Origin of the sequence: Paenibacillus campi (genome assembly GCF_034659835.1) — a bacterium.
Taxonomy (GTDB): Bacteria; Bacillota; Bacilli; order Paenibacillales; family Paenibacillaceae; genus Saccharibacillus; species Saccharibacillus campi.
The window spans coordinates 112,644-139,067 of the sequence record NZ_JAXSQZ010000003.1 but is presented as its reverse complement, the minus strand read 5'-3'; the positions used below and the strand labels follow the sequence as shown (position 1 = coordinate 139,067).

Genomic DNA, 26,424 nt, shown 5'->3' with positions numbered 1-26,424 from the left:
ATCCGCTTCAAGTGCTAAATGATAGCAGATCAGTCCACAACCAAATTTAAAATTAACATGAGCAGTGTGCTAATAGGCTGCTGTCCAGATTGGTTTTAAATGTGCTATATGTCCTTATTCATAATGGAAATTTGTACAAACTCAAACAGCATATTTACAGCTGTCGCCATACTAATTTACATATGCCCATTACGCGAAAGCAGTTCGTACAGTTATTATCCTTTGGTCGCGCCAGCCGTCAATCCATGCACAAGGAAACGTTGCAAAAACATATACAAAATCGTAATCGGCAAAGCGACCAGCACCGATCCGGCGGCAAACAGCGTAAATTCCGTACTGGAATAACTATTGACCAGCTCATACAAACCAACCGCTAACGTCCAATTTTCACGCGAGCGCAAAATCAGCCGTGCGAAAATGAAATCGACCCATGCCCCTGTAAACGTCGTAATCGCAATATACGTAATGATCGGCGTCGACAATGGCAAAATGATACGGCGGAAAATTTGAAAATGACTCGCTCCATCCAGCAACGCCGACTCCTCCAACGCACGCGGAATCGTATCAAAAAATCCTTTGGCGACAAACATACCTAGCGCCGCACCTGACGTGTACACAAGCACTAACGCCCACGGCGAGTTAAGCAAATTCATTTGCAGCAAAATCACATACACGGCGATCATGCTCATAAAGCCAGGGAACATACCGAGAATGAGAATGACCGACATCATCGTCTGTCTGCCTTTAAAACGAAAGCGGGACATCGCATACGCCGTCAAAATTTGCACGAGCGTACCGAGTACCATACTGCTGACCGCCACTTTGAGCGTGTTCCAATACCATTTTACATACGGCAAATCTTTGTCTGATTGCGAGCGAAACAGATCGGCATAATGCTGCAATGTCAGCTGTTGCGGAATCAATGTCTCACTGTACAGCGAATCGCCTTCCTTAAATGAGGACAGGACGATCCAGAGCGCCGGATACACACAAGCGATCGCAATCAGGATCAGCAGCACATAACTGAACGTAAGCTTGATGCGTCTTTTCTTTTTCATTGGATCATATCCTCCTCTTTGAAGGAGCGGCTGCGCCGATAATTGTAAAGCGAAAATGCCGCAATAATGATGAAAATAATAATCCCGATCGCTGAAGCGAAATTGTAGCGCTGATTGTCCAGCGTCAGTTTGTACAACCAGGTGACGAGCAAATCGGTACTGCCTGCATACGCATAATCGCCATTCGCCGGTAACCCGTTCGTCAGCAGGAAGATAACATTAAAGTTATTAATATTACCGGCAAATTGCATAATCAAAATTGGCGCCGTCTGGAACAAAACAAACGGCATCGTAATATTGCGGAACTTTTGGAAGCCTGTCGCTCCGTCCACTTCTGCCGCTTCGTACAAATCGCGCGGAATCGCCGTCAATACGCCGAGCACGAGAATCATCGATACCGGAATCCCAATCCACATATTAACGAGAATGACCGTTACCTTTGCCCAGAACGGATCGTTTAACCACGGCACACCACCCAATCCAAGCATACGCAAATATTGGTTGACCGGCCCAAACTGATAATTGAGCAAATTGCGCATAATGAGTAGCGATATAAACTGCGGAATCGCATACGGTAAAATAAACAGCGTCCGCCAAAAGCCTTTAAACCGAATCCCCTGTTGTTCAATTAATAGCGCCACCAAAATACCGCCAAAATACGTCGTAATCGTCGCTACAATCGCCCAAATAATCGTCCACGTCAGCACGCCGATAAACGTATGGCTCCATGCTTCCAAAGTGGCAAGATTCGTAAATGTGCGCAAGCCTACCCAGTCGACCAAATTTTTCGGTGGAATATGATCCGGTGCCGAATAGTTCGTAAACGCCATCAACACCATAAAAATAATCGGCAAAATCGTAAACACGAGCACACCGACCGTCGGCAATGCGAGTAACACATACGGAAACCCTTTGTCGCCCAGCAGACGCCATGTGTCACGGAAACCATTCACTTTTGCCCCGCGCTCACGCTGTTTGCCAATCTGGTAGGCATCTTTAACGTTCGCCACATAAAAGCAAGCGAGCAAAACGATGTACAGCAACGCCACCAGCCCGTAGATCATCATAAAGATCGAATGATCACCCGGCACATTGCGATACAAACGTCCAACTTTTTCCATATGGGCAGGCTGTTCGCCTAATGTTACGAGTCCCCACACATTGCTAAACAATCCATTGAGGATCAAATACAGACTGACCAGACCGGCAAATAAAAACAGCACGCCTTTCGCCCATTGGCGGTTATACATCTGACCAAGCCCCATTACAATCGCGGAGAGCACAGCAGCAAGCACTGCACTCCCCATTCCGGCTGTTCGTTTAGGATGAATAGCTGCTTTGTTCATCGTTATTGCCCTGTCGAAATATTGCTTTTCATCTGCTTAACCAGATTATCGAGCGCCTGTTTTGGGTCTTTGTTATCGTTCCAAATCGATGACATAGCGGCTTCCATCGGTGACCAGAACTGCGCCATTGCTGGAATCGACGGCATCGGCACCGAATTTTCAAATTGTTTTAGGAATACGGAAGCGATCTGATCCTTTTGCACCGTTGCGCTTGTAGCTGCATTTTTGTTAGACGGCAGTGCACCGTTCATGTCAAAGTTTTTCAGCTGCCATTGTTCTGAAGTAATAAAGTCGGCAAACAGTTTGGACGCATTCGGATATTTCGTATATGCATTCACAAAATACGCTTTAATGCCGGAAAATGGCGTCATCGGCTTGCCGTTTGGCAAATTCGGATACATGCCAACACCGAGGTTTTTGACCGATTGTTTGAGCGAACCTGTATCCCACGGCCCGCTAATATTCATCGCTAGCTTGTTCGATGTGAACAGCGATTTTTTGATATCAGCGTTAATGTCGGACGTTTTGAGCGGTAAAATTTTGTTCAAACTTTGAATAAAAGTTGCGCCTTCCACCGCCTGCTGGCTATTCAGACCGATATCGTTCGGATCGGTGCCATCTTTGCCAAATACGTACGCCCCGTAACCACCGAGAAACGGGAATACATAATATCCGTTGCCGACTTCCCACATAATCGCAAATTTATTCGCTTTAGTATCATTAAATTTGTCGGCAAATTGGATTACATCGTTCCAGTCGGCAGGCACTGCATCGATCAAATCTTTATTGTAAAAGACTGCTGTCGTCTCTACCGACTTCGGATAGCCGTACAAAATATTGTCGTACGTCAACGCTTTGATCGCCAGCTCGCTATTGCGGGCACGTGTATCGTCTTCAAACCAGTCATTTGGCATCACTACACCTGCCGATACACCCTGTCCAATCTGATCATGCACACCGGCAAACACATCGGCACCGACACCGGCAGGGCCATCCGTTACCATCTGTCCCATCGATTTATCCGGTCCCAATTCAGCAAATGTTACATCCACATTGTACTTCTCTTTAAACGCCTTTGCCGCTGCTTCGATAAACGCTTTTTGATCACCACTATCCCATACGGTCAGTTTGGCACCATCCTCCGGCAACAACTCCTGCATTTCTTCACTTGCGGCTGGATCAGCGGCAGGCTGATTAGCGGTGCTATCGCCTGCTCCTCCACCACTGCATGCCGACAACAACAGCATGATCATAAGCGCACTCAGCAGTGCACTGTACTTTTGACGTAACATCGTCATTCATCCTTCCATTATGTAATTTAAATTGTGCGCTTCCTTAGTACAGTTATGTCACTGCAAAATGTTGGCGGCAAAACAAGGTTTTTACGTCACACCTTTTGTCATCATTTGCGCAAACGTTTGTTCAAATTTCCGCAAACAATGATATTACTCACCATCTAAATTCCATTTATGACAATAAAATTATGTAAACATACGTTGGAAGCGCTTTATTCAACGAATTCATCATACCTTATATCTCGTTTTTGTTAAAACGTTTGCACAAATCATTTAAGCTGATTTTGGGCGATTTTTACAGTGTAACCACCATTATGCTGCTTTTATCTGCTTCGCATGCAATATATTTTCATTTTACGCCACTACGGTTATTATTAAATCAAGGTTTACACTTCTGCAAGACTTCGATTAACATATAATCACAAGCTGGCGCGCACTGATTGTGAGCAGTGCCTATCATCGATTTCTGTTGTGCTGATGTTATACATCATATGCTACGCAATCCAGTGTATACTGCTAACGATCCTGATTACGCATAAACCGAGGAGGTACATATGTCAGTTACTATTAAAGATGTAGCCAAACGAGCGGGCGTATCTCCTTCCACCGTATCGCGCGTGCTGTCCAATCATCCACGCATTAGCCATGCTACGTCAGAGAAGGTTAGAGCGATCATGGAAGAAATGGGTTATCACCCTAACATTATGGCGAAAAGTCTTGTTTCCAAAACGACACAGAGTCTTGGCGTTATTTTGCCGAAGCCAGCGGAAGAACTGTTTTTGAACACTTTTTTTATGGAATTAATTCGTGGCATCGTCGCACAAGCGAATCGCAATGGGTATGATGTGGTGCTCAGTTCCGGCTCCAGTGAACAGGAGGAAGTCGATGCGGTGTCCCGGCTTGTGTATGGTGGACGTATTGACGGTGCGATTTTGCTCTATTCGCGCAAAAATGATCCGGTCGTCGACTTTTTGAGCCGTAATCAGTTTCCGGCTGTGCTCGTTGGACGCAGTGAGCAGCATAGCAATATGATTACGGTCGATACGGATAATATTCAAGCGGCAGCCGATGCAACCCGTCATCTCATTCAGATGGGACATCGCCGGATCGGCTTTGTAAGCGGCCCGCCTGAATTGGTCGTATCGCTCGATCGGATGGAAGGCTTTAAACGTGCCTTGCATGAAGCCGGGCTTGAATATCGTAAAGACTGGATAGTGGAAGGGGAATTTTTGCAGGAAAGCGGCTATCGGGCGATGTCTTTTTTTATGAATTTACCGGAGCGTCCGACTGCACTGGTCGTTGTCGATGATATGGTTAGCTTTGGCATTTTACGTGGTTTGCATGAATTAGGTTATCGCGTGCCAGACGATATCGCCATCGTTAGCTTTAACAATATCGCGCTGTCAGAGCTGTCCACACCGCCGCTAACGAGTATCGACATCGGCATTTACCATCTCGGTTATACAGCCTCCCAAGCGCTTATTCAGACGATTCAGGACAAACATAAAGACGGTAACCCGATTCAGTATCAGCGCCATATCGTGCCCCATCGGCTAGTGCTGCGGGAGTCTTCGATGTCCTCACCAGCAGCGCCAGGTTTACCTTCCTCGTAACTGTATGTTGTCACTATATTTGAGCATACGTCGATTGTTGTACCCAGATCGATATCCGATCTATTGCTGTATACAGCAGACTCATCGCCATCTAACTTGTCCACTGTTGCCAAGCGTTCGCTTCGTCTGTATTCAGACAGAAGTGAACGCTTTTTCGTCTTATCGACTCGCTTCCTATGGATGGAGCGTGCTTGATGTTCAATTTGTCGAACCACATTTATATATGCGCATTATACGGCAAATAACAATATACATAGCCAATAAGCTGACTAAATTGAATCATCATTAGACGCTTATCGATCTATAGATCAATCTATCTGCATGAGCTATCAATCCCCGTCATTTGATCTAAACAAACAATCAAGTACACGGTCTAACAAATATACTGACTAAAAGTTAGAATACGTATCGTTTTGGAACAATATTTAATGCAATTTTAAGGAAGGCATCACGTTTTTTTAACGAACAGGCGCTACAATACAAATAAGAAAAGCAGACACCTTCACCGCGCATATGTAAAATAAAAAAATTCGGATTTCAATTCACTCCAGTTCGTGTCTGTCTGGACTGTATTACATGATCGTTAGTGATTTGATTATGATTTATTTCCTGTTACATGCATCGGTTATTGGACTGATCATCGACATTTATTTTATTATTAGGAGGGCTTCATCATGAAAAAGGACACCGATCTGTCCATGTGGATGACTCAATTTTTATGCAGCCCCGATTCCATTAAAGAGGAACGTTTGGCTGAAGCGGAGGAGGAGCACAATCCGATCTTGCTGGAAAGCATTCGTTTTCATCTTGAATTGCGCAATCGTTACGATTTGCTGGAACATCACTCCCTGAAGTAATTTCGCTGAAGTACGACTCACTTCTGCTTGTATACTATACGTTACACATCTAACCGTTTACTGCATAACAAAGCCTCCATTCTTTTATACGGAATGGAGGCTTTGTTGATTACATGTAGCTGCGGTTCGCTCGATCTTGATTATCGCTTATGTCAAATTATATTAATCGTTATCATCGTCATAGTGATCGTAATCTTTATCGACTTTTATAATTTTGCCTGTAGCGGCGTCAATTTCCACTTTGGCTTCACCGCCGTTAAAACGCAGCTCCACTTCATATTGGATGCGACCTTTTTCACGCTCGCGCTCCACGTCAGTCACTGTACCGTTTACAGCCGTTTTAGCGATGGCAATCGCTTGCTCGACCGTTTTCACTTTCAAATTGCTAGTTGCGGCAGACGAATCCTTGTTGTCTTTGCGTGGTACGACATAAGCGTCGTCATCATCTTTATCGTCATTAACTGTACGTAAGACCGCACCACTTACAGCATCGATATGCACGTCCACATCGCTGCCATTGTTGCGATTGACATCCACTTCATAGTACAGCTTGCCGCGCTCACGCTCCAGCTCAATACTTTCCACCGTGCCACCGGGTACTTTTTGCAGCGCGATCGTTTCGGCGCGCTGGATGCCGATTACATTGGCATTGTTTTGGCTGGCACTGTTGCTGCTTGCTGCCGCCACTACTGTGCCTGCCGTACCGACTGTCAATGCTGCTGCCAATACGCCGATACTTGCTTTACGATTCATCCAGTTCTTTTTCATGTGTAATATCCTCCCTCGTTATAATCATTGTTATATTCATCATTTATGGAATACAGACAAGCGATTGATCCCGATCTGTTTCCTGCCCTATGCGGCGATTCGTTACGATAGGTGAACCCGATTCATAATATTTCGTTGTTGTTCGCTGCCGGGCTGTAGTATTAATATAAAGCAGTCAAATGAGATAACTCTGATAACAAGATTAGAAATTGATGAGAACCGAGATCGCAATCGATATAGTGGGCAAATGACGTTACGGTATTTATACTAATCCGTACTGTATACCTACATTCCAACTATTATCTATAACAGAAAATAAAGCTCGCAACATACAAATCTTCTCCTATTTACTATCTACTATACTGTACGTTTATTGATCTTTATCATCGGAATCGTCCTCGTCATCCCATGTGACTGACATGACCGCTCCGGAAATAGCATTAATTTGTACGACCGCTTCGCGATCATGAGGCGTGTCGATTTCGACTAAATAATATTGCTGTCCGGTTTTGCCGCTATGTTTAAATTTGACGTCATCGACTTCTCCATTCACCTGTGCTAGCGCGATCTGTTCGGCTTGTTTTTCCGTAATCGAAGTGGCGGTGGAAGCTGACTTTGTGCCTACATTCGTTTGGCTTGAGCCTGATTTGTCCCTCGTGCTTGTTGAAGATGAGTTGCTGTCTGTAGAAGCTGAGTTGCCTCCATTTGTGCCTTTGCTGTTAGCAGTAGGTGCATTTGAACCGCCGGTATTGGTGCGCTGACTTACGCTACCAGAGTCTGTATCACTACTGGAAACAGATGTTTTTCCTTGTGTAGTCGTAGCAGAGGAAAATGTATGATCCGGCGATGTGGAAAGTTCGTTTGAGCCAGCCGCTCTACCGTTGTCTGGCTGATTCGTTGGCGCGTTTGCTGTACTTTGCAACTGACGAATCGAACGTACTTCGCCTTGCTGAGCGCCCATCGTTAATTCGTACACCCCAGTAGCGGATTCCAGTTTTACTTGATACGCATCATCATTTTGGACGATGCTCGTAATCTCGCCGGGGTATTTTGCTTGCACTTGATCGCCAATCTGTGCCGCACTAAGTAGCGGCTGTGCCTGCGCAGCTGTTTTCCAGATTAAAATCGATGTGCAAATGATGATCAAGATCGCACCTATCCCTCCGGCGATCGATAAGCGTTGTTTGGACATTGTATCCATCCTTTCTTGGTTGCTTTCCAGCTATATTCATTTATCGATGCAAACTAAATAACGCCTGCATACCGTCATGAACAATCTCCATCACAGTATACAGGCGTTTAATTAGAATTCGCTGAGAAGCCGGACAAATGCTGCGCGGTAGCGGGCAAAATGACGATTGCGGTCGTGCCATGTCCCTCCTCACTTTCCAGACGTATCGAAGCACCAAGCGCTTCAGCAATGCGCTGTGCCAATGTCAAACCAAGCCCGGAACCGCCGCTATCTTGTCTCGTACGTGCCTGATCGACCCGGTAAAATCGGTCAAACACTTTCGATAGTTCCGCTTCCGGTATGCCGATCCCGCGATCGACTACACGAATACAACGCTCATATGCCACAAGCGCACTTGTATCGGTTGCAGCTACCGCTTCGTCGGTTGCGGTAAGCACCATTCCAAGCTCTAGCGTAATCCGATCACTGCTATATTTACGTGCATTATCAAGCAAAATAAACAATAACTGCCGCAGCTTGCCCGCATCCGTCCAGATCGTGCCCAATGCTGGCATCCGTATCAGTTGTTCCGCCAATACGATATCGATCTGCCGACTGTAGGCTTGAGCGAATTCGCGTGATAGCTGCTCCGCCTGCGCCTGCAAATCGACCGACTCTAATGTTAAATTCCACTGTTCTTCATGTCGCGCTAATAGCAGCAATTGCTCGGTCATTTCCTTCATACGTACCGCTTCCGAATGAATCGCCTCGACCGCTTCCATAAACAGATCAGGACGATCAAGCCCACGTCGTTTAAGCAAACTAGCATAGCTTTCAATAATCGTCAGCGGTGTGCGCAACTCATGTGAGGCATTGGACACGAATTGCTTTTGTTTGTCATAGTTGTTTTCCAGCAGCTCGATCATCCGGTTAAATGTATCGCCCATCTCGTACAGCTCATCTCGGGAACGTTCTTCCAACTGAATACGTTTAAACTGACCACTGCGCCGAATGTCCCCCATCGTGGACGTTAACGCCGCAATCGGACGAATGACAATACGACCGACAATATGCCCGGACAAAAATACCGGAATCATCGCCAACCCCGTCACGATTAGCAACACCAATTGCAGCACATGCAGATAACTTTCCGTCTGCTGCAAACTCTCGGTCACCTGTATATTCACAACCCGACCATCATGCCAGATGACTGGAATCGATATAAATACATAACGATGACCATTATTGGAGATCACTTCAGAGATACGACTGGACTCGTACTTGACCGGAAGTTGGGACAATGACTGTTCATTGGGCGAGGTGACTAGTAAGCGGTTACTACCGTGCGCGGCGACGATGCGAATCATGCCTTCCAGTGGCACATATGCACGCAACAGATCAGCAACAGGCAAATTACTAGCGGAAAGGCGGATGTTATCCGCTGTTTTGGCAGCTTGTGATTCGATCCGTTGTTGCTGTTCACGAATCGTGAGCGAGCTAAATACGATATATACGAACACATTCGTCACGATCAATACTAAGGCGAACAATACCGACGAATATAGATGAATCCGTCGCTTCAGTCTCATGACGGCTCCCGAAGCACATAACCGACACCGCGCACCGTATGAATGAGTTCGTGTGCATGACCTTGATCGATCTTTTTGCGCACATAACGAATGTACACATCGACTACATTCGTATCGCCATAATAATCATAGCCCCACACCGCTGCCAAAATTTGATCGCGCTGGAGCACCTGACGTTTATGTTTGAGCAAATACGTCAGCAGTTCAAATTCACGCGGTGTCAATTCCACCGACTGACCGCCCCGCTCGACTTCGCGTGTCCCTTCATTCAGACGCAGATCGCCGGCAATGAGCCAATCGCTTGCCGCTACCGTGTCCGCTGCATGATCTAGCTGCTGTGCCCGCAGACGAATCGCCGCCCGAATCCGTGCCAACAATTCTTCAATTTGAAACGGTTTGGTCACATAGTCGTTCGCCCCCAGATCAAGCCCGGCAACTTTATCTTCGACCGCATCACGCGCGGTCAGCAAAATGACCATCGTAGACAGATCAGTAGCGCGAATACGACGCAAAATCTCAATCCCGCTTAGCTCCGGCAGCATCACATCAAGCAGCACTAGGTCCCACACACCTTCGCGGTATAAGTCCCATGCCTGCGCACCATTGTACGCCTGGCTCACCTCATAACCTTCCGCTTCCAACTCAATTTGCAGTAGCCGCGAAATTTTGTGTTCATCTTCTACAATCAATATGCTAGCCATCTACGCCTCCTTGTCTGCCGATTATTTTCTGGTAGCTAACAATATCTAGCCAACGGTCAAATTTACGCCCTACCTCGCGAAAATGCGCACATTTCTCATAATGATATCGCTCAAACAACCGCATGCTGCTCATATTGTCAGCACAGACCGTTGCGACTAACACATGAAAGCCATGCTGCCTTGCCGCCTGTTCGATGAATACAAGGGCACGACTGCCAATGCCTTTGCCAGACTGATCGGGTTTTAAATAAATCGTAATCTCGGCGGTCGTATCATACGCCTGCTTCGCTTTATGCCTGGTAAGCAAAATATAACCGAGCAGCGCTGACTTCTCACCATTACGGATACTCTGCTGCTGCGGAGTATCCGTCTGTTGCGCCGCCGTATGCTCGACGATGGCGTATGAGCAATACTGTGCAGGCAGATCAAACAACTGTGCACGCATTTCGTCCATCGTTAATGGTTCCGTATGGAACGAAACGGTCGTATGCAGCACATAATAATTGTAAATCTCTACGATCTGTTCCACATGCTGCTCTTGCACAGGCACAAATTCAACTGTCGTTTGCATCGTAAGCTCTCCCGTCTGTATCGTCTACATCGTGTCCGATCACACTTGATAATGCATAATCCACTGCAGCCCAAGTGCGCCTGGTCGTCGCATACCACGATCTTCAAATCCGGTACGCAAATATAGCTGTTGCGCAGGTTCATTACGTATATTAACAGCAAGCACTATTTCGCGAATAGGTGGAAAATGCAAGTGTACAAACGGTCGTAATGCTTGCATCGCCAGTCGCGCAAACCCATGTCCCTGCTGCTTATGATCGATCAACAACGCACGTAGCAACATCAGTTGCTCCGGTGCAGTGGACGTATACGAGCGATACGTCGCCACCCCTGCTCCTTCATGCAACACAAAAAAACCTACCGCATGCCCGTCTGCCGTCACAACGACCGGATGCCGCTCCGGATCACGGATCGAAATTTCCAGCACTTCCAACGGCAAAGCGGTAAAACGAAGCTGTTCTTCCGGCAGCTCAAACGCTAACAGTTGCTCCATATGTTGCGGCTGCAATAGCTCCAGCCGGACATGCTGCCCTTTCTGCTCTGCTATCGGCAAATGGATATTCGGTTTCGGCTCAAAATTCATCCGCGTTTCCTCCTTCTTGCCCTAGATCGGCACTATTCTCATGTATCCTTTCACGATATCATTTATGATTTGGCAAACGCAACATGACGCAATAGGGAAGCCGCAGCGAATAACAACCGCCACGGCTTGATCATTACTTGGTGTATCATCGATTATGTTAGGATAATAGAAGTTACTTTAAGATGGTGAGAGTGGCTATTCGACCGAACGGATTGCTGCATACATTTTTGCATCGCGGAAACTGCCTTTTGTGTACAAATGTTTGCGCAGCAAACCTTCATACTGCATACCCAGCTTCTCCATCACACGCGCAGAGCCGATATTTTCCGGTATGCAGCGCGATTCGATCCGAATCAATTTCATTTCGTCCCAACCAAATTGCATCACTGGTTTCATCGCTTCCGTTACGATACCACGATTCCAATACGGACGTGCCAACGCATACCCAATTTCTCCGCGAAAATGGCGCAGATTCCAGCCTAAATAACCAGCCGTACCGATCATTTTGCCGGATTCACGTTCTTCAATCGCCCACGGTGCAATTTGACCGTCTCCATAACATTGCAGCACATGCCCGATAAATTGATCCGTATCTTCAAGCGTCTGGTGCGTATACCAACTTACATAACGCGTAACTTCAGGATCAGAGCCATAAGCAAACATGTCTTCGCGATCTTCTGCCCGCAGCGGACGCAATATGACCCGCTCTGTTTCCAATACCGGTAGCTGTCCAAATACATCTTGCACTTTCATCTGTCTCGCTCCCTCCAATTTATGTACCTTCATAAACAAATGCTGTTCTTCACATATTTTATCATATCTGACAGTGAGATGTCGGATACAAACATGTACCCAAGCTAACAACAGCGATGTACCGAAGTCAAGCAACAGACTGTAACTAAAAATCCCCTGTCTTGCCTGTAAGCGGACAAATGCCGTTTACGATGCAAGACAGGGGATAAGGCGCAATTACTTATACATACGAGCTGCGCGTATACGCAAGCAATGTCTCCACATTGACGATCGGTACAATCCGACCATCGCTTAATTCAAATGCATTAGGTAAAATATCGCGGCTGTTCACTTCCGGATTGTCGCGCAATTCGCTATCTTCGATAATCGCGGTATTGTCCAGTTCGTCCACAAGCAGTGCAACACGCGAGCGGCGCAGCAAAATCATTTTATCGGTTTCCTGTGGCCCATCAAATGAGACCGCCAACAGTTTGCGCAAATTCACAAGCGGATACAGGGAGCCACGGATCGTAATCAACCCTTCGTGCCATTCATCAGCAAACGGCAAAGGTGTACCTTTTTTAGCGGTTTGAATTTCTTCAATTTCGCTAAAGTTGATCGCATACGGCTGCTTCGCCACATAAAAAACAATAAGCTCCATTTTCATAGCGTTTAGCTCCTCGACTAGTTTCTACTGTTACACATTCGTGCATATTCTATAGTTTTTATCGACCAATCGCCCCTATTTGTTTAGGGGCTAATCCAAACATATCGACCTTTGTATACACGAATAGAACAAGCACGATAGCATCGCTTCTAGTAAAACAAAAATCCTCCAATACAACGCCCATTTTTTGTCACGATCCTCTTGAAAATAGGCATCATTCTGATACAATGTGATAGTATGATGTAAGCTACTCAACCGATAAAACAAAGGAGTTAGAACATTGAATCCATCTGTAAAAGACCGCGTGTATGCTGTACTTGGAATTGCGATTGTATGGGGCGGCGTTGTCGTTATTAAATTGTTCAGCGGCGATTTGTAAGTCAAACGGCGCAGCCGAATCGGATGCAGACGATAGGCTCCGTTTTCGCGCTCTGGCTAACGGCTGGACGAGAATGAACGGGACAGCGATTGGAAAGAGCATGTACAGTCTTTCCTTTTTGCAGAATGGTAAAGTTCGTCAGCGTCTTTGTTTCACTTATATGCACTAATATGATGTAATCGATCCGAGTCGGTGTACATGGAGAGGGGTAGTGCAGCTCGTAAAAGGATTATCCATTCCTCACTCCATTTCAAATCAAAAGCCAGCCTGCGCTGAATCGCATGTCTACGTTACGATGTAACAAACATATACGATTCGGCGTAAAGCTGGCTTTTGGTTTGATATTGTACAGATTACCGTTATAAATGAACATCATACAGCGGATTCAACAGCGATCTCCTGCAAATGTTTACGCGTCTTGTCTTCATAAATGAAGATCATACAACGGCTTCAACGCCAATATTGAAAATAGTCAACAGGCTACTGCAGCGTGTATAGCGACTCCCCTGCCTGTACATTGCCTTCCGCAGAACGTGTTAGCCCATTATAATTATCAATATTCGTTACAATGACCGGTGTGATTGTCGCATAGCCTTCAGCACGGATCGCTGCTACATCAAATTCCATCAGCAGATCGCCCTGTTGAATATGCTGACCGGAGCGAGCATGTGGAGTGAAGTATTTGCCTTTTAGCTTGACCGTATCGATACCGATATGGATTAGCAGTTCCGTACCGTCTTCGCTCACCATACCGATCGCATGACCGCTTTTGGAAACTGAAAATACAGTGCCATTCACCGGAGCGACTACACGTCCTTCAGTCGGCTCAATCGCTACCCCTTTACCCATAATTTCTTCCGCAAATGCCGGATCAGGTACATCGCGCAGCGATTTCACTTGCCCGGTTAGCGGGCTAAGCACTGCGGTTGCTTTCATTTGGCGTGTTGCCGTTTCGTGCTGGATCAACGTAGCAGCGACTGCATCCATATGAAGCGGCGGCTGAGATGCTGTGTCAGCAGATGCTGTTGTCGTTGCCGCTTGTGGTTCTACTTTTTCCTGAATACCAAGTACCAATGTAATGATCGTCGCCGCCACAAAAGCGATCGCCCCACCGAGTAGCGCATAGATCAATGTACTGATCGCTGGGCTAATAAACGCCGCCACACTTGGCAAGCCGACCAAACCTGTAATTACATACGCTTTAACATGGAAAATACCCATAAAAGCGCCGCCGACTGCACCACCGCACAGCGCAGCGATAAACGGCTTTTTAAACTTCATATTTACACCGTACATCGCCGGCTCGGTAATGCCCATCACAGCGGTCAAGCTGGTGGAGAAAGCGAGCGATTTCGTTTGCCCGTTGCGGGAACGCAAACCGACGCCAAGCGCGCCACCTGCCTGTGCCCAGTTCGCTGCAAACATAAGTGGAATAATAAAATCATAACCAAGCGCCGTAATCGAACCGATCACGATTGGAGTAAGCGCATAGTGCATACCCGTAATGATCAGCAGTGACATCGTACCACCGATCAGAATACTTGCCACAATCGACATATTGTCAAACAACCAGGCGATACCGCCGGACAAACCGCTCCCGATAATTGAACCGAGCGGCCCGATTGCAATTAATGTGAGTGGTACCATCACTAGCAAAGTGACGGTCGGTACGACCAGCAGTTTTACAGAAGCATGTGTAATACGATCGACCGCTTTTTCAACATACGCAGCGATCCAAATGGCGATGACGATCGGAATGACGGTCGATGAATACGTAGCCGCCACAACCGGAATGCTAGCAAATGTGACCGGCTGACCGGAAGACAGCAGCGCCGTAATCGTTGGGTGCATAATGGCAGCGCCCAGTGCAGCACCGATATACATATTACTGCCCAGCTTGCGCGCTGCACTAATTGCCAATATGATCGGCAAAAAATAAAATGCGCCATCACCGATTGCCGACAAAATAATATACGTTGAGCTTGTATTGGACATCCAGCCAAGTGCAACTAAAATCGCCACAATCCCTTTAATCATCCCTGCGCCCGTAATGGCAGGTAAAATCGGGGTGAACATACCGGAGATAAAGTCGAACAGCGAGCTGATCGGATTGCGTTTCTTGCTCGGATTCTCGCCTGAAGCAGTAGCCGATTGGGCGCCGCCGCCTTTCATCGCTGCTGTCAGTTCCTTGTACACACCAGCAACCTCGTTGCCGATAATAACCTGGAATTGACCGCCATTTTTCATCACGCCCATCACGCCTGGTGTATGTTCAAGCTCTGTTTTGTTCGCTTGATTATCATTATGCAAATTAAACCGTAAACGTGTCATGCAATGCGTCACCTGATCGATATTTTCCTCACCACCGACCAGTTTTAGCACATCGTGTGCCACTTTGGATTTATCCATGTTAAACACTCCTTTATTGGCGCCAAATAAATAAATAAATAAATAAATAAATAGGGTTAACCGTTCATTCGGGCTTAGTATTCGAGCTCATTAAATGGGAGCTTCTTATGGCTCAAGTCAAATAACAATTTCATACGCTTACACATCAACTCACCGATCACAGCATAATCGACTTGACCATTTTACACTTAGCGTTTCAGGCATATAAAAAAACCTAAATGAGGACAATACCGGCAAACGCTAATCGGTTATGATTAGACGTTCTGCTCGGTTCATTCATCCACATTTAGGTTTTGCCTACTAAAAGTAACAATCCTTGTCCATGTATGCAATTTTGTTTGTTATTCCGACTCGGTTTGCTCGGCAGTTTCCTTTTTGGTCACCCGCTCAATATGGATCGTTAAATACAGCAATTCCTCATTGGACAAATCGCGCTGGTGAATTTTGCGGGTATAAGCTTGAATTTTCAGTGCACATGCATAGGCTTGCGGATATTGGCTTTTGACCATATCATGCAGTGGACTATCTCCCTGCTCACTTGCCGTACCACTAATGACACGCTGGGCGAAAAATTTCAGATGCGTCAGGAAACGGAAATAATTTAGCGATTCCTCGTCCAGCTCAATCACATAATGACGGGTGACGATGCGCAGCACATCTTTGACGATATTCGTCATGCTGACCGTCTCGCTCATCTGTCCATTGAGCTGGGAATTGACAAAATGCAGCGCAATGAATCCGCCTTCATCTTCCGGCAATGAAACGCCAAGCTTATCTTCGATCATCTGTAATGCTTTAAGTCCGATATAATATTCTTTACGGTACAGCTTTTTGATTTCCCACAATAGGGCGTTTTTAATTTCCAATCCCTGCCGATGCCGCTCGATCGCAAAGTGGATATGGTCGGTAAGCGAAATATAGACGCTATCATGAAGCTCGCTGCCCAGCACCGTCTGCGCATAACAAATAATTTCATCCGAGCATTCCATATACTCAATCGGAATATCCGATAGCAATGCAGTCAGCTTATCGGAAATTTCTTGGCTTTCCAGCTTGAATATCTTTTCAATCTTCGCTTCATCGATCGGGTCGTCCGGGTGCTTTTTGAAGCCAATTCCTCTGCCCATCACGACCAGTTCCTGTTTGCCGGAATCGATCACGGTGACGACATTGTTATTCAGAACCTGCGCTATTCTCATCTTCATCACCTTTTTATATGATGCTCAAAAAGGCAAAACCAAAAATGACAGTGTATGTCAGTTTCGGTTTTGCCTGATCGCTCAGTAACAATCCGTGTTTTGGTTTCGATATTGCTATACTAGCATAGACGACATAAAATGACAACCGTTTTTTGAAAGCCTTTTCTATTGTAGCTCGTTTATGCGTCCGCAGCTGGATTGAAATGGGTAAGTTAGATTAATTCAAACGTCCGCTCCAACACCTCTACCGAGCTTGTACCGACAAACACTTTAAATTCTCCCGGTTCGGCTACCCACTCTAGCGCTGCATTACAAAATTGCAAATCGCGCTCGGTAATCGTAAATTGTACACCTGTGCTCTGTCCTGGCTCCAAGTATATTTTATGAAATCCTTTTAGCTCTTTGACCGGACGAACGGTGCTGCCGTACAAATCTTGAATGTACATCTGCACCGTCTCCTCACCTGCCATATTGCCGGTATTGGTGACGGTAGCATGGACGGTAATCGTTTCCCCTTGTTTAATAATGTCGCGATCAAGTTTGAGTGCTGAATACGTAAAATGCCCATAGCTCAGTCCAAATCCAAACGGATACAGCGGATCATTAGGACCATCGAGATATTTGGAAATGTATTTCTCATCACGATTGTCGGCGGTCACTGGACGCCCTGTATTAAAATGATTGTAATAAATCGGCGTTTGACCAAGATGTTTCGGAAAGCTCATTGTCAGCTTGCCGGATGGATTGTAGTCACCGAGCAGCACATCAGCAATCGCATGCCCTGCCTGTGAGCCGAGAAACCATGTTTCCACAATCGCATCTACATGTTGCTCGTACCAATCCAGTACGAGCGGACGTCCATTAGTGAGCACGAGTACGACGGGCTTGCCCAATTTGACCAATTCTTCTGCCAAACGTTGCTGTGGTGCTGGAATGCTAATGTCCATCCGAGACGCAGCTTCACCCGTCATTTCGCTATGTTCGCCAAGTGCAAGTACGATCACATCCGCTTCACGCGCCGTTTTCACCGCTTGCTCAATGCCGCCCGGAATCGCTTCATTCACACCACTACCTTGCGCATAAAGCAGTGTAGTGTCAGCGATGCCTTTCGCTTGCAGCCCTTCGCGCAGTGTGACCGTCTCCTCTTTGTAACGTGAGAACTGCCATGTGCCAAGCATATCTTTACTATTGGCAAAAGGACCAATTAGCGCAACCGTCATATCGCCTTGAAGCAAACCTTCCTGTGGCAGCGGTAAAATACGGTGCTCGTTTTTCAGCAATACGATCGAACGGCGTGCCAGCTCCAAACTTGCTTGCAAATGCTGTGCATTAAAATGGTACTCCGCTTCTTTTTCCGGGCGAATGTAACGGAATGGATCATCCATCAGACCGATTTCGTATTTGTACGTCAAAATACGGCGCACTGCGTCATCAATCTGTTCGATCTGTACTTTACCTTCAGCGACAAGTGCTGGTAAATGCTGTTCATACAGCTGTGTGACCATCTCAATATCCATACTCGCATCCAGCGACAGACGTGCCGCTTCTTTACGATCGCGCGTGGCACCATGCACATAAATTTCGTCAATAGCGCCATAATCCGAGATTAGCATCCCATCAAATCGAAGCTCTTTACGCAGCAGATCGTTCAATATAAAACGATTCCCGGCAATCGGAATCCCATTGTAAAAGTTAAATGCGTTCATCACCGAAGCTGAACCCGCTTCCAGCCCTGCTTGAAATGGCGGCAAATAAACATTACGCAGCATCCATTCGGAAAGATCAACTGTATTGTAATCACGTCCTGCTTCAGATGCACCATAAGCGACAAAATGCTTCAAACAGGCGATCAATGTTTCTTCATTAAACAGGCTATCGCCCTGGAAGCCTTCTACCTGTGCTTTTGCAATGAGCGAGCCAAGATACGGGTCTTCTCCCGCCCCTTCCATCACTCGCCCCCAACGTGCATCACGGCTAATATCGACCATTGGCCCGTGATTGTACGTAATGCCAGAAGCGGTCGCTTCACGTGCAGCGATAGTACATGCTTCGCGAATTTGCTCCATATTCCAACTGCTCGCCCAGGCAAGCGGAATCGGGAAGATCGTCTGGTAGCCGTGAATAACATCGGCATTAAAAAATAGCGGAACACCGAGACGAGACTGTTCGACAGCTAGCTTTTGCAGCTCAAATGTGCGGCGACTATTAAAAGCACCAAGAATCGAGCCTACACGTCCTTCACGCACAAGTACATCGGTAGGACCTGCTTCAATATCCGCGCCAAATGAAAACTCAGAATCCGCGCATTGGCTCATCTGTCCGATCTTTTCTTCCAGCGTCATTTGTGCAAGTAGTTGTTCGACAGACTGACGAATATGTTCTGCGCTTCGTTTAGTTACGCCTGTTTTACGATAAGGTGCAACGAGTGCAGCCAACGTATCTGTATCTTGATGGTGAAGATTGGACATGTAAACGACCTCATTTCAAGTGGTATACGCAATCCGACAAGCTTCTCTAATCGATGCAGAGGTACATATAACGGATTGGTGTAAGTTGTATAGTATTAATGTAGGCGTTTACGTTATGAATTTATGGTTATATTCCTTATTTTTTGGTAAAATAACTGAAAGTATCGGTCTGTTTATTGGCAGAAGTTATCGGGCTAGTTAGAAAATGAGACCGCTTTTCCTTCAGAGCAAAGGAGCTGATTACCATGCCAAATGTTACACCGGATTCCATTCGATTAATTATGAACATGATGCAAATCGAATTTCAAATGACGATGTATTGGGTCGATGCCGCCGGGCAATTGGTCGAGGAGCAACCTTTGCGGTCATTTAATCCGGTATATGATCATAAAGGAGAGACACTTGGCTTGCTTGCACAGCGAATGAATGGGAACTATCCGGTTGTGCAGTCAACGAATGTGCTGGAGCAGTATTTAACGGTGCCATTGTTGGATGAGGATGCCTACATAGGGACAATAATCGCAGGACCTTTTTTTCATGCGATTGTGCCGGATGAATTGATCAGCGGCATTATTCGCGATTATCAGCTTTCTTTTCGCCAGCAGGATGCGATTCGTCAGTTTTATACACGCATTCCACTCATTTCCAAAGAACGTATCTACAATGCGGCGGCGATGATTCATTATATGTTATACCAACAACCACTCGATCTTGCCGAAGTCATTCAGCATAATTTACATATTCATATTGAGCCGGATGCGCAAGTAGCTATCGTATCTTCTCCCTATGAGGAAGAAGCATATAGTGCGCCAGCTAGCTATCATCGTAATCCGGAGATGGAGCAGATTTTCCTGCAATATATACGCGAAGGACGTAAAGAAGACCTGGTACGCTGGGAACTTGGCTTCCCGACCGAGAAACTAGGCGTATTATCGAAAAAGAGTCTGCTTCGGAGTGAGAAAAATTTGGCGATCTGTTCGATTACGCTGGCAACCCGCGCTGCAATGGGGGGCGGTGTAAATGCGGAAATTGGCTATACGCTGAGTGACTTTTACATTCAAGCAGTGGAAGAATGTCAAAATCCCGGTGCAGTGCAGTCTATGCTGCGCCGTTGCTATAATGATTTTGTCGATCGTGTACGGGAAAGCCAGCAAAAGCGTTATGCCAGAGAGGTCAATCTGTGTCGGCACTATATTTTCCAGCACCTGTACGAACCGATCCAGCTTGAACATCTGTCTGAACTTACTGGCTTAAACGGTGATTATTTATCCAAACGCTTCAAAAATGAGACCGGCTTGTCTCCTGTTCACTTTATCCAGTACTACCGCATTCAAGAAGCGAAACGCCTGATGTCCAGTACGACTCACTCCCTGTCCGCTATCGCAACGATGCTACAATTTCACGATCAAAGTTATTTTACCAAAATTTTCAAAGCTCATACAGGGCAGACGCCGAAGCAGTACCTGTCTGCCGCTAGCGGTGGTAATTTGCCACTGGCACGGGTTTAGATTAGACGTTAAACGTTAAGTATGAATTAAAATTATCGCGCATCCACCTATTCCATCATCCAATAGTCAACGATATGAAATGGAGCTGTAGCTGCTGTCGCCTTTAATGAAATGATCACACGGTGCACCGAGTCATAGTAACATGCAACATTTAAGCACCTTTCACACGACTCTAGCGCGAACCCTAAGCTCACATCAAATCCCTGGGAGGTTCGCGCTCCTTGCTCGGCAAGGGATTTCGGCGTTTTTGTTGTATTTTACGAGGTTTTAAAGTAGTCTAAAAGGGAGGTTCGCGGAAATTACCTGTTTTTCCCTTGTGGGATAAGGGCTGAAAGGGCGAGCAGTCGCTCTCCGTGCGGGAGCGTGGATTGAAATTAGTACAGGCACATCCGGTAACGCATCATTGGGCGTCGCTCTCCGTGCGGGAGCGTGGATTGAAATGTCTCCGCCAAAGGCAGCACCCAAAGCACAGATCAGTCGCTCTCCGTGCGGGAGCGTGGATTGAAATTTGAAATTTGTCGCTTTTGAACCCAGCATGCCGGATGGTCGCTCTCCGTGCGGGAGCGTGGATTGAAATTAATCTTGCTAGTCTGTTGAGATGGTTTGCTTTGTCGCTCTCCGTGCGGGAGCGTGGATTGAAATAAAGCAAGCGGATGGCATCATTGTACTAACTCAATTGTCGCTCTCCGTGCGGGAGCGTGGATTGAAATGTCTTTTCATCTTGGATTGCACTTGGATTAATATAATGTCGCTCTCCGTGCGGGAGCGTGGATTGAAATATGGTTGCCTATGACCGCGCCGTCACCACCCAAGTCGCTCTCCGTGCGGGAGCGTGGATTGAAATCAAACTTGATAAACGCCAGATTGAAACAGTCTTAGTCGCTCTCCGTGCGGGAGCGTGGATTGAAATGATGATGTGAGCGTCGTCCGTTGTCGCTATGACGGCGTCGCTCTCCGTGCGGGAGCGTGGATTGAAATACTATATTGTGTTATTTATAGCGGCTCGCCCTTAGTCGCTCTCCGTGCGGGAGCGTGGATTGAAATTACCGATTGATTGCCTGCTGCAATGCTCGCTGTTGACCGTCGCTCTCCGTGCGGGAGCGTGGATTGAAATCACGTGGAACAATTCATGATCATGTGTGTAAAATCAGGTCGCTCTCCGTGCGGGAGCGTGGATTGAAATGGAGAATTTTAAACACATGGACGATACCGCTATTGTCGGTCTCCGTGCGGGAGCGTGGATTGAAATTATATCTACTGTGGCTCAGGTTACTGGTCAGACCGGGTCGCTCTCCGTGCGGGAGCGTGGATTGAAATACCAAGCCCAGTGATGATGATTATGCTGGTGTCTGTCGCTCTCCGTGCGGGAGCGTGGATTGAAATGTCATCCGAAATACTTTGATACAATACATTTGCCAGTCGCTCTCCTTACGAGAGCATAGATTGAAGTACTACTGGATTGCCCGGCTTGAAGGTAAAGCGTGCATGTCGCTCTTGTCATGAGATGTTAAAGGATGTAAGATGGCAACCCCCACGGAACGGAAATAAGGGGTAAGACCGACTTTGGAACACGGGAATCTACATTCACTCCTCATCTGTAGATTCCTGGGTTTCACCGGAGGACGTCTCCTTATTTCTTGACGGAGTGGAGGATGCGCTCCCTCCTAAATTTACATTCCCACTACAAAATCCTCAACAAATCGACCGCGTGATTAAATACAGCGGTCGATTTTTAATATAAAATGAAGCATTGCCCCCCAATCGCCAAAAAGCCAGCACCCTCCCCAAGGAGAATGCCAGCTTTCCTATCTACATCTATTTATTCATACGATAAATACAAATCAATACTATCCACTAACTCACACCTACCGAGCCCAACAACCCTATCCTAGCAGCTGCAAGCCAGCCGCAATACCAAGCAGTAACCTACCGCACCGGATGAATCTTCCAAATCTCTGCGGCATATTGTTGAATCGTACCATCGCTGGAAAACTTACCGGAATGTGCGATATTGTGGATCGATTTTTTCAGCCATGACTTCGGATTGCGATACGCCGCCTCAATTTGCACATGAGCTTCGGCATACGAATCAAAATCTTTCAGCGTAAAATATTCATCATTTGCATCAAGCAGTGACTGATACAGCGATGCAAATTCATACGTATTTGCCGCAAATGGGCCTGGTGTGACGAGTTGATCGACCACTTCTTTGATCCGTGGATCGCTGTTGTACATATCGCGTGCCGAGTAGCCACCGTGCTGGTAATAGTCCATTACTTCGTCCGCGTTCAGACCGAAAATGAACATATTGTCATCGCCCAACATCTCGTGCATCTCCACATTTGCCCCATCCATCGTACCGATCGTCAGCGCACCGTTCATCATCAGCTTCATATTGCCTGTACCGGAAGCTTCTTTACTCGCCGTCGAAATCTGTTCGCTAATGTCGGCGGCAGGAATGATTTTCTCTGCCAGTGAGACCGAATAGTTTTCGAGGAAAAATACATTCAGTTTATCTTTCACATCTGGATCATTGTTGACCACACTCGCGACGCGATTGATTAGCTTAATCGTATTTTTCGCCAAATAATAGCCTGGTGCAGCTTTAGCGCCAAAAATAAATGTACGTGGCACGATATCGAGTGAAGGCATCGACTTGATCTGATTGTACAAATACATCACATGCAAAATATTCAAAAACTGACGTTTATACGCATGCAGACGTTTAATCTGTACGTCAAAGATCGAATCCGTATTTACCGTAGCCCCGTATTTCTGCTCAATATAATGAGCCAGCCGCTGCTTGTTATGCTGTTTGATCGCAGCGATTCGTTGCTGGAAAGCAGCATCCCCACTATATTTCAAAATGCCGACCAGTTCCTTCGGATGCGTCTTCCAGCGTGAACCGATCGACTCGGTAATGAGCTCATCCAGCTTTGGATTGGCATGCATTAACCAGCGGCGATGGGTAATGCCGTTCGTTTTGTTGTTAAAGCGCTCTGGATACAGTTCATAGAAGTTACGCATTTCCCGTTCCTTCAAAATCTCGGTATGCAGCGCAGCAACCCCGTTAATGCTATAACTGCCTGCAATGGCAAGATGCGCCATTTTCACCTGATCATCGAACATGATTGCCATATGCGCCACCCGTTCCGGATCATCTGGATATTTCTCCATCAGCAGCTTGCAAAAACGTTTGTTAATCTCATCGATAATCATATACACACGCGGGATCAGATCGCGGATCATCGGCGCTGGCCATTTTTCAAGCGCTTCGCTCAAAATGGTATGGTTCGTATAGGAGACGGTACGGGAAACGATATCCCATGCTTCATCCCAGCCATAACCTTTTTCATCGAGCAAAATGCGCATCAGTTCCGGAATGACCAGCGTTGGATGCGTATCATTAATATGAATCGCAATTTTCTCTGGCAGATGATCGTAACTTAGCTTGAGCTTGTCATACGTGCGCAAAATGCTTTGCAAACCTGCCGAGCATAGGAAATATTGCTGCTTCAAACGCAACAAACGCCCTTCATAATGACTATCATCCGGATACAAAAACTCCGAGATCGATTCGACGGAACGATTGTAATTCAGATAGCTGTAATAGTTGCCTGCACCGTCCAGATTGCGATTCGCCATCTCTGGCACCGGCTCTGCACTCCATAGACGAAGCGTATTCACATGATAATCCGACTGATTGCCACGATAACCGATGACCGGCACATCGTACGGAATTGCCCATACCGCCTCATAATCACGCAGCGAAAAATACAGCTCACCATCTTGTTCCCGCGTATCTACATGACCGCCAAAACGAACTTCCACTTTGCGATCGGCACGGCGCACTTCCCATTCAAAACCTTTTTGCAGCCAATCATCCGGCAATTCGACTTGATTGCCGTCGACAATCTTTTGTTCAAACAAGCCATAACGGTAACGAATACCACAGCCATGACCGGCATACCCAAGCGAAGCGAGCGAGTCCAAGAAACAGGCGGCAAGGCGACCAAGACCGCCGTTACCAAGCCCTGCATCAGCTTCTTGTTCTTCAATCTCCTCTAGCGAAATGCCCAGATCGTCCAGACCGCTTTTCACGATGTCCAGCATACCCATATTTAGCAAATTGTTGCCGAGCAAACGCCCGATCAGAAATTCCAGTGACAAATAATAAACTTGCTTTTGCTCATCTTTACGCAGCTCCTGGTTCGTCGACGCCCATTCACTACCGGCAATTTCACGCATCATCTGGCTAAGAATCGTATACACGTCTTCAGAGGACACATCCGCTAACGGCTTACCAAGCTTGGAAACGATATTACTTTGAAAAATCTGTTTGAATTCTTCTTTATTTGTAAACAAAAGGCGATTCCTCCTGCAGTCAGTTTAGTAACTTTAGAGAGAGGTGCTCTTGGCTGTCACGTAAGGATGCTTGTGATCACCGATCAGCGTACGGTTATGGGAAATTTGCACATCTTTATCCAAGATGACATTTTCCAGTACCGCTCCGGCTTCGATGGTGCATTTTTGCAAAATGATTGAATTGACGACACGCGCGCCTTTTTCGACTTTGACGCCGCGGAACAAAATACTGTTCTCCACTTCGCCGCCCAGCACACAGCCGTTTGCAACAAGCGAATTGCTCACTTTGGCGCCTTCCAAATATTTAGCAGGCGCTTCATATTTGATTTTGGTCTGCACCGGATTTTCGCGGAACAGTTGTTGATAATTGTCTGGGCAGAGCAAATCCATACTGTTGCTATAATAGCTTTCCACCGAATTGATCACCGCGTTATAGCCTGTATAGGCATAACCAGCGATTTTGAGGCGGTTCGGATTGTTCTGAATCACATCGCGGAAAAAATAGCTTTTGCCGTGAGCGATACAGTAATTGATCTGCTCCAAATACAGCTCTTTGCTCATAATAAATGTTTCCACATAAATATTGTTGTGGCTTCTGTCTTGATGAATATCGGTTACAAAGCCTTCCGCATCCACTTCAATGCGGCGGCAAGCGCCATGTTCAGGACGCAGCTCATCGACTTTTTTGTAGACGACCGTAATGTCAGCGCCTTTTTCCAAATGATAAGCGTACACATCTTTGTAATCGATTTTGTTCACATGCTGTGTTCCGGTATGCACGACCACATCACCGTGCGCACGGTAGAAAAAGTCCATATTGTTATGAATATGCTGCAAATCGCCAAGCGATGTATCGGTTGGATCATGCCAATCCGGTGGCAAAATGAATAGTCCGCCGCGTTTGCGATCCATATCCCACGGACGACCTTCACCTAGATGATCCATCAATGAGCGATATTTACGGCGTACGAATAAAGCGATATCGCCTACGCCGCCGTACATCATATTAGACAGAGCAAAGTCGATTAACCGGTAACGACCGGCAAAAGGAACGGCTGCGCCACAACGAAAATAGGTCAGTTCCTTGAGTTGATCCAGTTCATGATCGAGATTGATTACCCCTACAAATCCTTTCATTCCTGTCAC

The 26,424-nt window shown here is 46.5% G+C and carries 19 protein-coding genes and 1 CRISPR repeat array; of the genes, 3 read left to right on the top strand and 16 right to left on the bottom strand.

Features of this window, described 5'->3' with window-relative positions:
* Positions 1-215: 215 nt before the first annotated feature.
* Genes U1I11_RS09465 through U1I11_RS09455 form a run of 3 tightly spaced genes read right to left on the bottom strand, consistent with a single transcriptional unit; the run spans position 216 to position 3,696 of the window.
* A complete protein-coding gene (locus U1I11_RS09465; protein WP_322905850.1) occupies positions 216-1,058 on the bottom strand; it encodes a sugar ABC transporter permease in 843 nt (280 codons plus the stop codon).
* The gene (locus tag U1I11_RS09460) at positions 1,055-2,404 is read right to left on the bottom strand and encodes a carbohydrate ABC transporter permease (RefSeq protein WP_322905849.1); all 1,350 of its coding nucleotides are present in this window, start codon (positions 2,402-2,404) and stop codon (positions 1,055-1,057) included. Before U1I11_RS09460 ends, U1I11_RS09465 begins: the two co-directional genes overlap by 4 nt.
* 2 nt (positions 2,405-2,406) lie before the next feature.
* Complete coding sequence (locus U1I11_RS09455; RefSeq protein WP_322905848.1) at positions 2,407-3,696, bottom strand: sugar ABC transporter substrate-binding protein; 1,290 nt, start codon at positions 3,694-3,696, stop codon at positions 2,407-2,409.
* Positions 3,697-4,253: 557 nt separating this feature from the next.
* Here U1I11_RS09455 and U1I11_RS09450 point away from each other — a divergent pair.
* Both U1I11_RS09450 and U1I11_RS09445 read left to right on the top strand, forming a co-directional pair.
* Positions 4,254-5,312 carry a LacI family DNA-binding transcriptional regulator gene (locus tag U1I11_RS09450; RefSeq protein ID WP_322905847.1) on the top strand — a complete coding sequence of 353 codons (1,059 nt, stop codon included), beginning with the start codon at positions 4,254-4,256 and terminating at the stop codon, positions 5,310-5,312.
* A gap of 674 nt (positions 5,313-5,986) precedes the next feature.
* On the top strand, positions 5,987-6,169 hold the full coding sequence (locus U1I11_RS09445; protein ID WP_322905846.1) for a hypothetical protein: 183 nt from the start codon (positions 5,987-5,989) through the stop codon (positions 6,167-6,169).
* Between the two features lie 162 nt (positions 6,170-6,331).
* On the opposite strand, the gene U1I11_RS09440 is transcribed toward U1I11_RS09445, so the two are convergent.
* From U1I11_RS09440 to U1I11_RS09390, 11 genes are all read right to left on the bottom strand, one after another.
* Positions 6,332-6,937, bottom strand: a complete 606-nt coding sequence (locus tag U1I11_RS09440; protein ID WP_322905845.1) for a PepSY domain-containing protein — start codon at positions 6,935-6,937, stop codon at positions 6,332-6,334.
* Between the two features lie 370 nt (positions 6,938-7,307).
* On the bottom strand, positions 7,308-8,129 hold the full coding sequence (locus tag U1I11_RS09435; RefSeq protein WP_322905844.1) for a PepSY domain-containing protein: 822 nt from the start codon (positions 8,127-8,129) through the stop codon (positions 7,308-7,310).
* Between the two features lie 107 nt (positions 8,130-8,236).
* The gene (locus tag U1I11_RS09430) at positions 8,237-9,697 is read right to left on the bottom strand and encodes a sensor histidine kinase (protein ID WP_322905843.1); all 1,461 of its coding nucleotides are present in this window, start codon (positions 9,695-9,697) and stop codon (positions 8,237-8,239) included.
* Positions 9,694-10,398: a response regulator transcription factor gene (locus U1I11_RS09425; protein WP_322905842.1), complete on the bottom strand. Its 705-nt coding sequence runs from the start codon at positions 10,396-10,398 to the stop codon at positions 9,694-9,696. Before U1I11_RS09425 ends, U1I11_RS09430 begins: the two co-directional genes overlap by 4 nt.
* On the bottom strand, positions 10,391-10,969 hold the full coding sequence (locus U1I11_RS09420) for a GNAT family N-acetyltransferase (protein WP_322905841.1): 579 nt from the start codon (positions 10,967-10,969) through the stop codon (positions 10,391-10,393). Before U1I11_RS09420 ends, U1I11_RS09425 begins: the two co-directional genes overlap by 8 nt.
* A gap of 39 nt (positions 10,970-11,008) precedes the next feature.
* Positions 11,009-11,551, bottom strand: a complete 543-nt coding sequence (locus U1I11_RS09415) for a GNAT family N-acetyltransferase (protein WP_322905840.1) — start codon at positions 11,549-11,551, stop codon at positions 11,009-11,011.
* A gap of 195 nt (positions 11,552-11,746) precedes the next feature.
* The gene (locus U1I11_RS09410) at positions 11,747-12,304 is read right to left on the bottom strand and encodes a GNAT family N-acetyltransferase (protein ID WP_322905839.1); all 558 of its coding nucleotides are present in this window, start codon (positions 12,302-12,304) and stop codon (positions 11,747-11,749) included.
* Between the two features lie 220 nt (positions 12,305-12,524).
* Positions 12,525-12,950 carry a chemotaxis protein CheW gene (locus U1I11_RS09405; protein WP_322905838.1) on the bottom strand — a complete coding sequence of 142 codons (426 nt, stop codon included), beginning with the start codon at positions 12,948-12,950 and terminating at the stop codon, positions 12,525-12,527.
* A gap of 859 nt (positions 12,951-13,809) precedes the next feature.
* Positions 13,810-15,738, bottom strand: a complete 1,929-nt coding sequence (locus U1I11_RS09400) for a beta-glucoside-specific PTS transporter subunit IIABC (protein ID WP_322905837.1) — start codon at positions 15,736-15,738, stop codon at positions 13,810-13,812.
* Positions 15,739-16,079: 341 nt separating this feature from the next.
* Entirely contained in the window at positions 16,080-16,937 is an 858-nt protein-coding gene (gene licT, locus U1I11_RS09395; protein WP_322905836.1) for a BglG family transcription antiterminator LicT, read from the bottom strand.
* A 212-nt stretch (positions 16,938-17,149) separates the two neighbouring features.
* Positions 17,150-19,405: a glycoside hydrolase family 3 N-terminal domain-containing protein gene (locus U1I11_RS09390; protein ID WP_322905835.1), complete on the bottom strand. Its 2,256-nt coding sequence runs from the start codon at positions 19,403-19,405 to the stop codon at positions 17,150-17,152.
* Between the two features lie 245 nt (positions 19,406-19,650).
* On the opposite strand from U1I11_RS09390, the gene U1I11_RS09385 reads away from it, so the two are divergent.
* Positions 19,651-20,913 carry a helix-turn-helix domain-containing protein gene (locus U1I11_RS09385; RefSeq protein WP_322905834.1) on the top strand — a complete coding sequence of 421 codons (1,263 nt, stop codon included), beginning with the start codon at positions 19,651-19,653 and terminating at the stop codon, positions 20,911-20,913.
* A gap of 343 nt (positions 20,914-21,256) precedes the next feature.
* Positions 21,257-22,363: a CRISPR direct-repeat array (repeat unit 32 nt; unit sequence GTCGCTCTCCGTGCGGGAGCGTGGATTGAAAT).
* 476 nt (positions 22,364-22,839) lie between these two features.
* On the opposite strand, the gene U1I11_RS09380 is transcribed toward U1I11_RS09385, so the two are convergent.
* Together U1I11_RS09380 and glgD are read right to left on the bottom strand one after the other, a co-directional pair.
* Positions 22,840-25,278 carry a glycogen/starch/alpha-glucan phosphorylase gene (locus U1I11_RS09380; protein WP_322905833.1) on the bottom strand — a complete coding sequence of 813 codons (2,439 nt, stop codon included), beginning with the start codon at positions 25,276-25,278 and terminating at the stop codon, positions 22,840-22,842.
* A 33-nt stretch (positions 25,279-25,311) separates the two neighbouring features.
* On the bottom strand, positions 25,312-26,415 hold the full coding sequence (glgD, locus tag U1I11_RS09375; RefSeq protein WP_322905832.1) for a glucose-1-phosphate adenylyltransferase subunit GlgD: 1,104 nt from the start codon (positions 26,413-26,415) through the stop codon (positions 25,312-25,314).
* Positions 26,416-26,424 lie beyond the last annotated feature (9 nt).

Excerpts from the sequence above, each read along its gene's own strand:
- U1I11_RS09450 (WP_322905847.1), top strand. The coding sequence starts at position 4,254 with ATGTCAGTTACTATTAAAGATGTAGCCAAACGAGCGGGCGTATCTCCT.
- U1I11_RS09460 (WP_322905849.1), bottom strand. The coding sequence starts at position 2,404 with ATGAACAAAGCAGCTATTCATCCTAAACGAACAGCCGGAATGGGGAGT.
- U1I11_RS09440 (WP_322905845.1), bottom strand. The coding sequence starts at position 6,937 with ATGAAAAAGAACTGGATGAATCGTAAAGCAAGTATCGGCGTATTGGCA.
- licT (WP_322905836.1), bottom strand. The coding sequence starts at position 16,937 with ATGAGAATAGCGCAGGTTCTGAATAACAATGTCGTCACCGTGATCGAT.
- U1I11_RS09430 (WP_322905843.1), bottom strand. The coding sequence starts at position 9,697 with ATGAGACTGAAGCGACGGATTCATCTATATTCGTCGGTATTGTTCGCC.
- U1I11_RS09410 (WP_322905839.1), bottom strand. The coding sequence starts at position 12,304 with ATGAAAGTGCAAGATGTATTTGGACAGCTACCGGTATTGGAAACAGAG.
- U1I11_RS09465 (WP_322905850.1), bottom strand. The coding sequence starts at position 1,058 with ATGAAAAAGAAAAGACGCATCAAGCTTACGTTCAGTTATGTGCTGCTG.
- U1I11_RS09390 (WP_322905835.1), bottom strand. The coding sequence starts at position 19,405 with ATGTCCAATCTTCACCATCAAGATACAGATACGTTGGCTGCACTCGTT.
- glgD (WP_322905832.1), bottom strand. The coding sequence starts at position 26,415 with ATGAAAGGATTTGTAGGGGTAATCAATCTCGATCATGAACTGGATCAA.
- U1I11_RS09420 (WP_322905841.1), bottom strand. The coding sequence starts at position 10,969 with ATGCAAACGACAGTTGAATTTGTGCCTGTGCAAGAGCAGCATGTGGAA.
- U1I11_RS09400 (WP_322905837.1), bottom strand. The coding sequence starts at position 15,738 with ATGGATAAATCCAAAGTGGCACACGATGTGCTAAAACTGGTCGGTGGT.
- U1I11_RS09445 (WP_322905846.1), top strand. The coding sequence starts at position 5,987 with ATGAAAAAGGACACCGATCTGTCCATGTGGATGACTCAATTTTTATGC.
- U1I11_RS09425 (WP_322905842.1), bottom strand. The coding sequence starts at position 10,398 with ATGGCTAGCATATTGATTGTAGAAGATGAACACAAAATTTCGCGGCTA.
- U1I11_RS09405 (WP_322905838.1), bottom strand. The coding sequence starts at position 12,950 with ATGAAAATGGAGCTTATTGTTTTTTATGTGGCGAAGCAGCCGTATGCG.
- U1I11_RS09385 (WP_322905834.1), top strand. The coding sequence starts at position 19,651 with ATGCCAAATGTTACACCGGATTCCATTCGATTAATTATGAACATGATG.
- U1I11_RS09455 (WP_322905848.1), bottom strand. The coding sequence starts at position 3,696 with ATGTTACGTCAAAAGTACAGTGCACTGCTGAGTGCGCTTATGATCATG.
- U1I11_RS09415 (WP_322905840.1), bottom strand. The coding sequence starts at position 11,551 with ATGAATTTTGAGCCGAAACCGAATATCCATTTGCCGATAGCAGAGCAG.
- U1I11_RS09435 (WP_322905844.1), bottom strand. The coding sequence starts at position 8,129 with ATGTCCAAACAACGCTTATCGATCGCCGGAGGGATAGGTGCGATCTTG.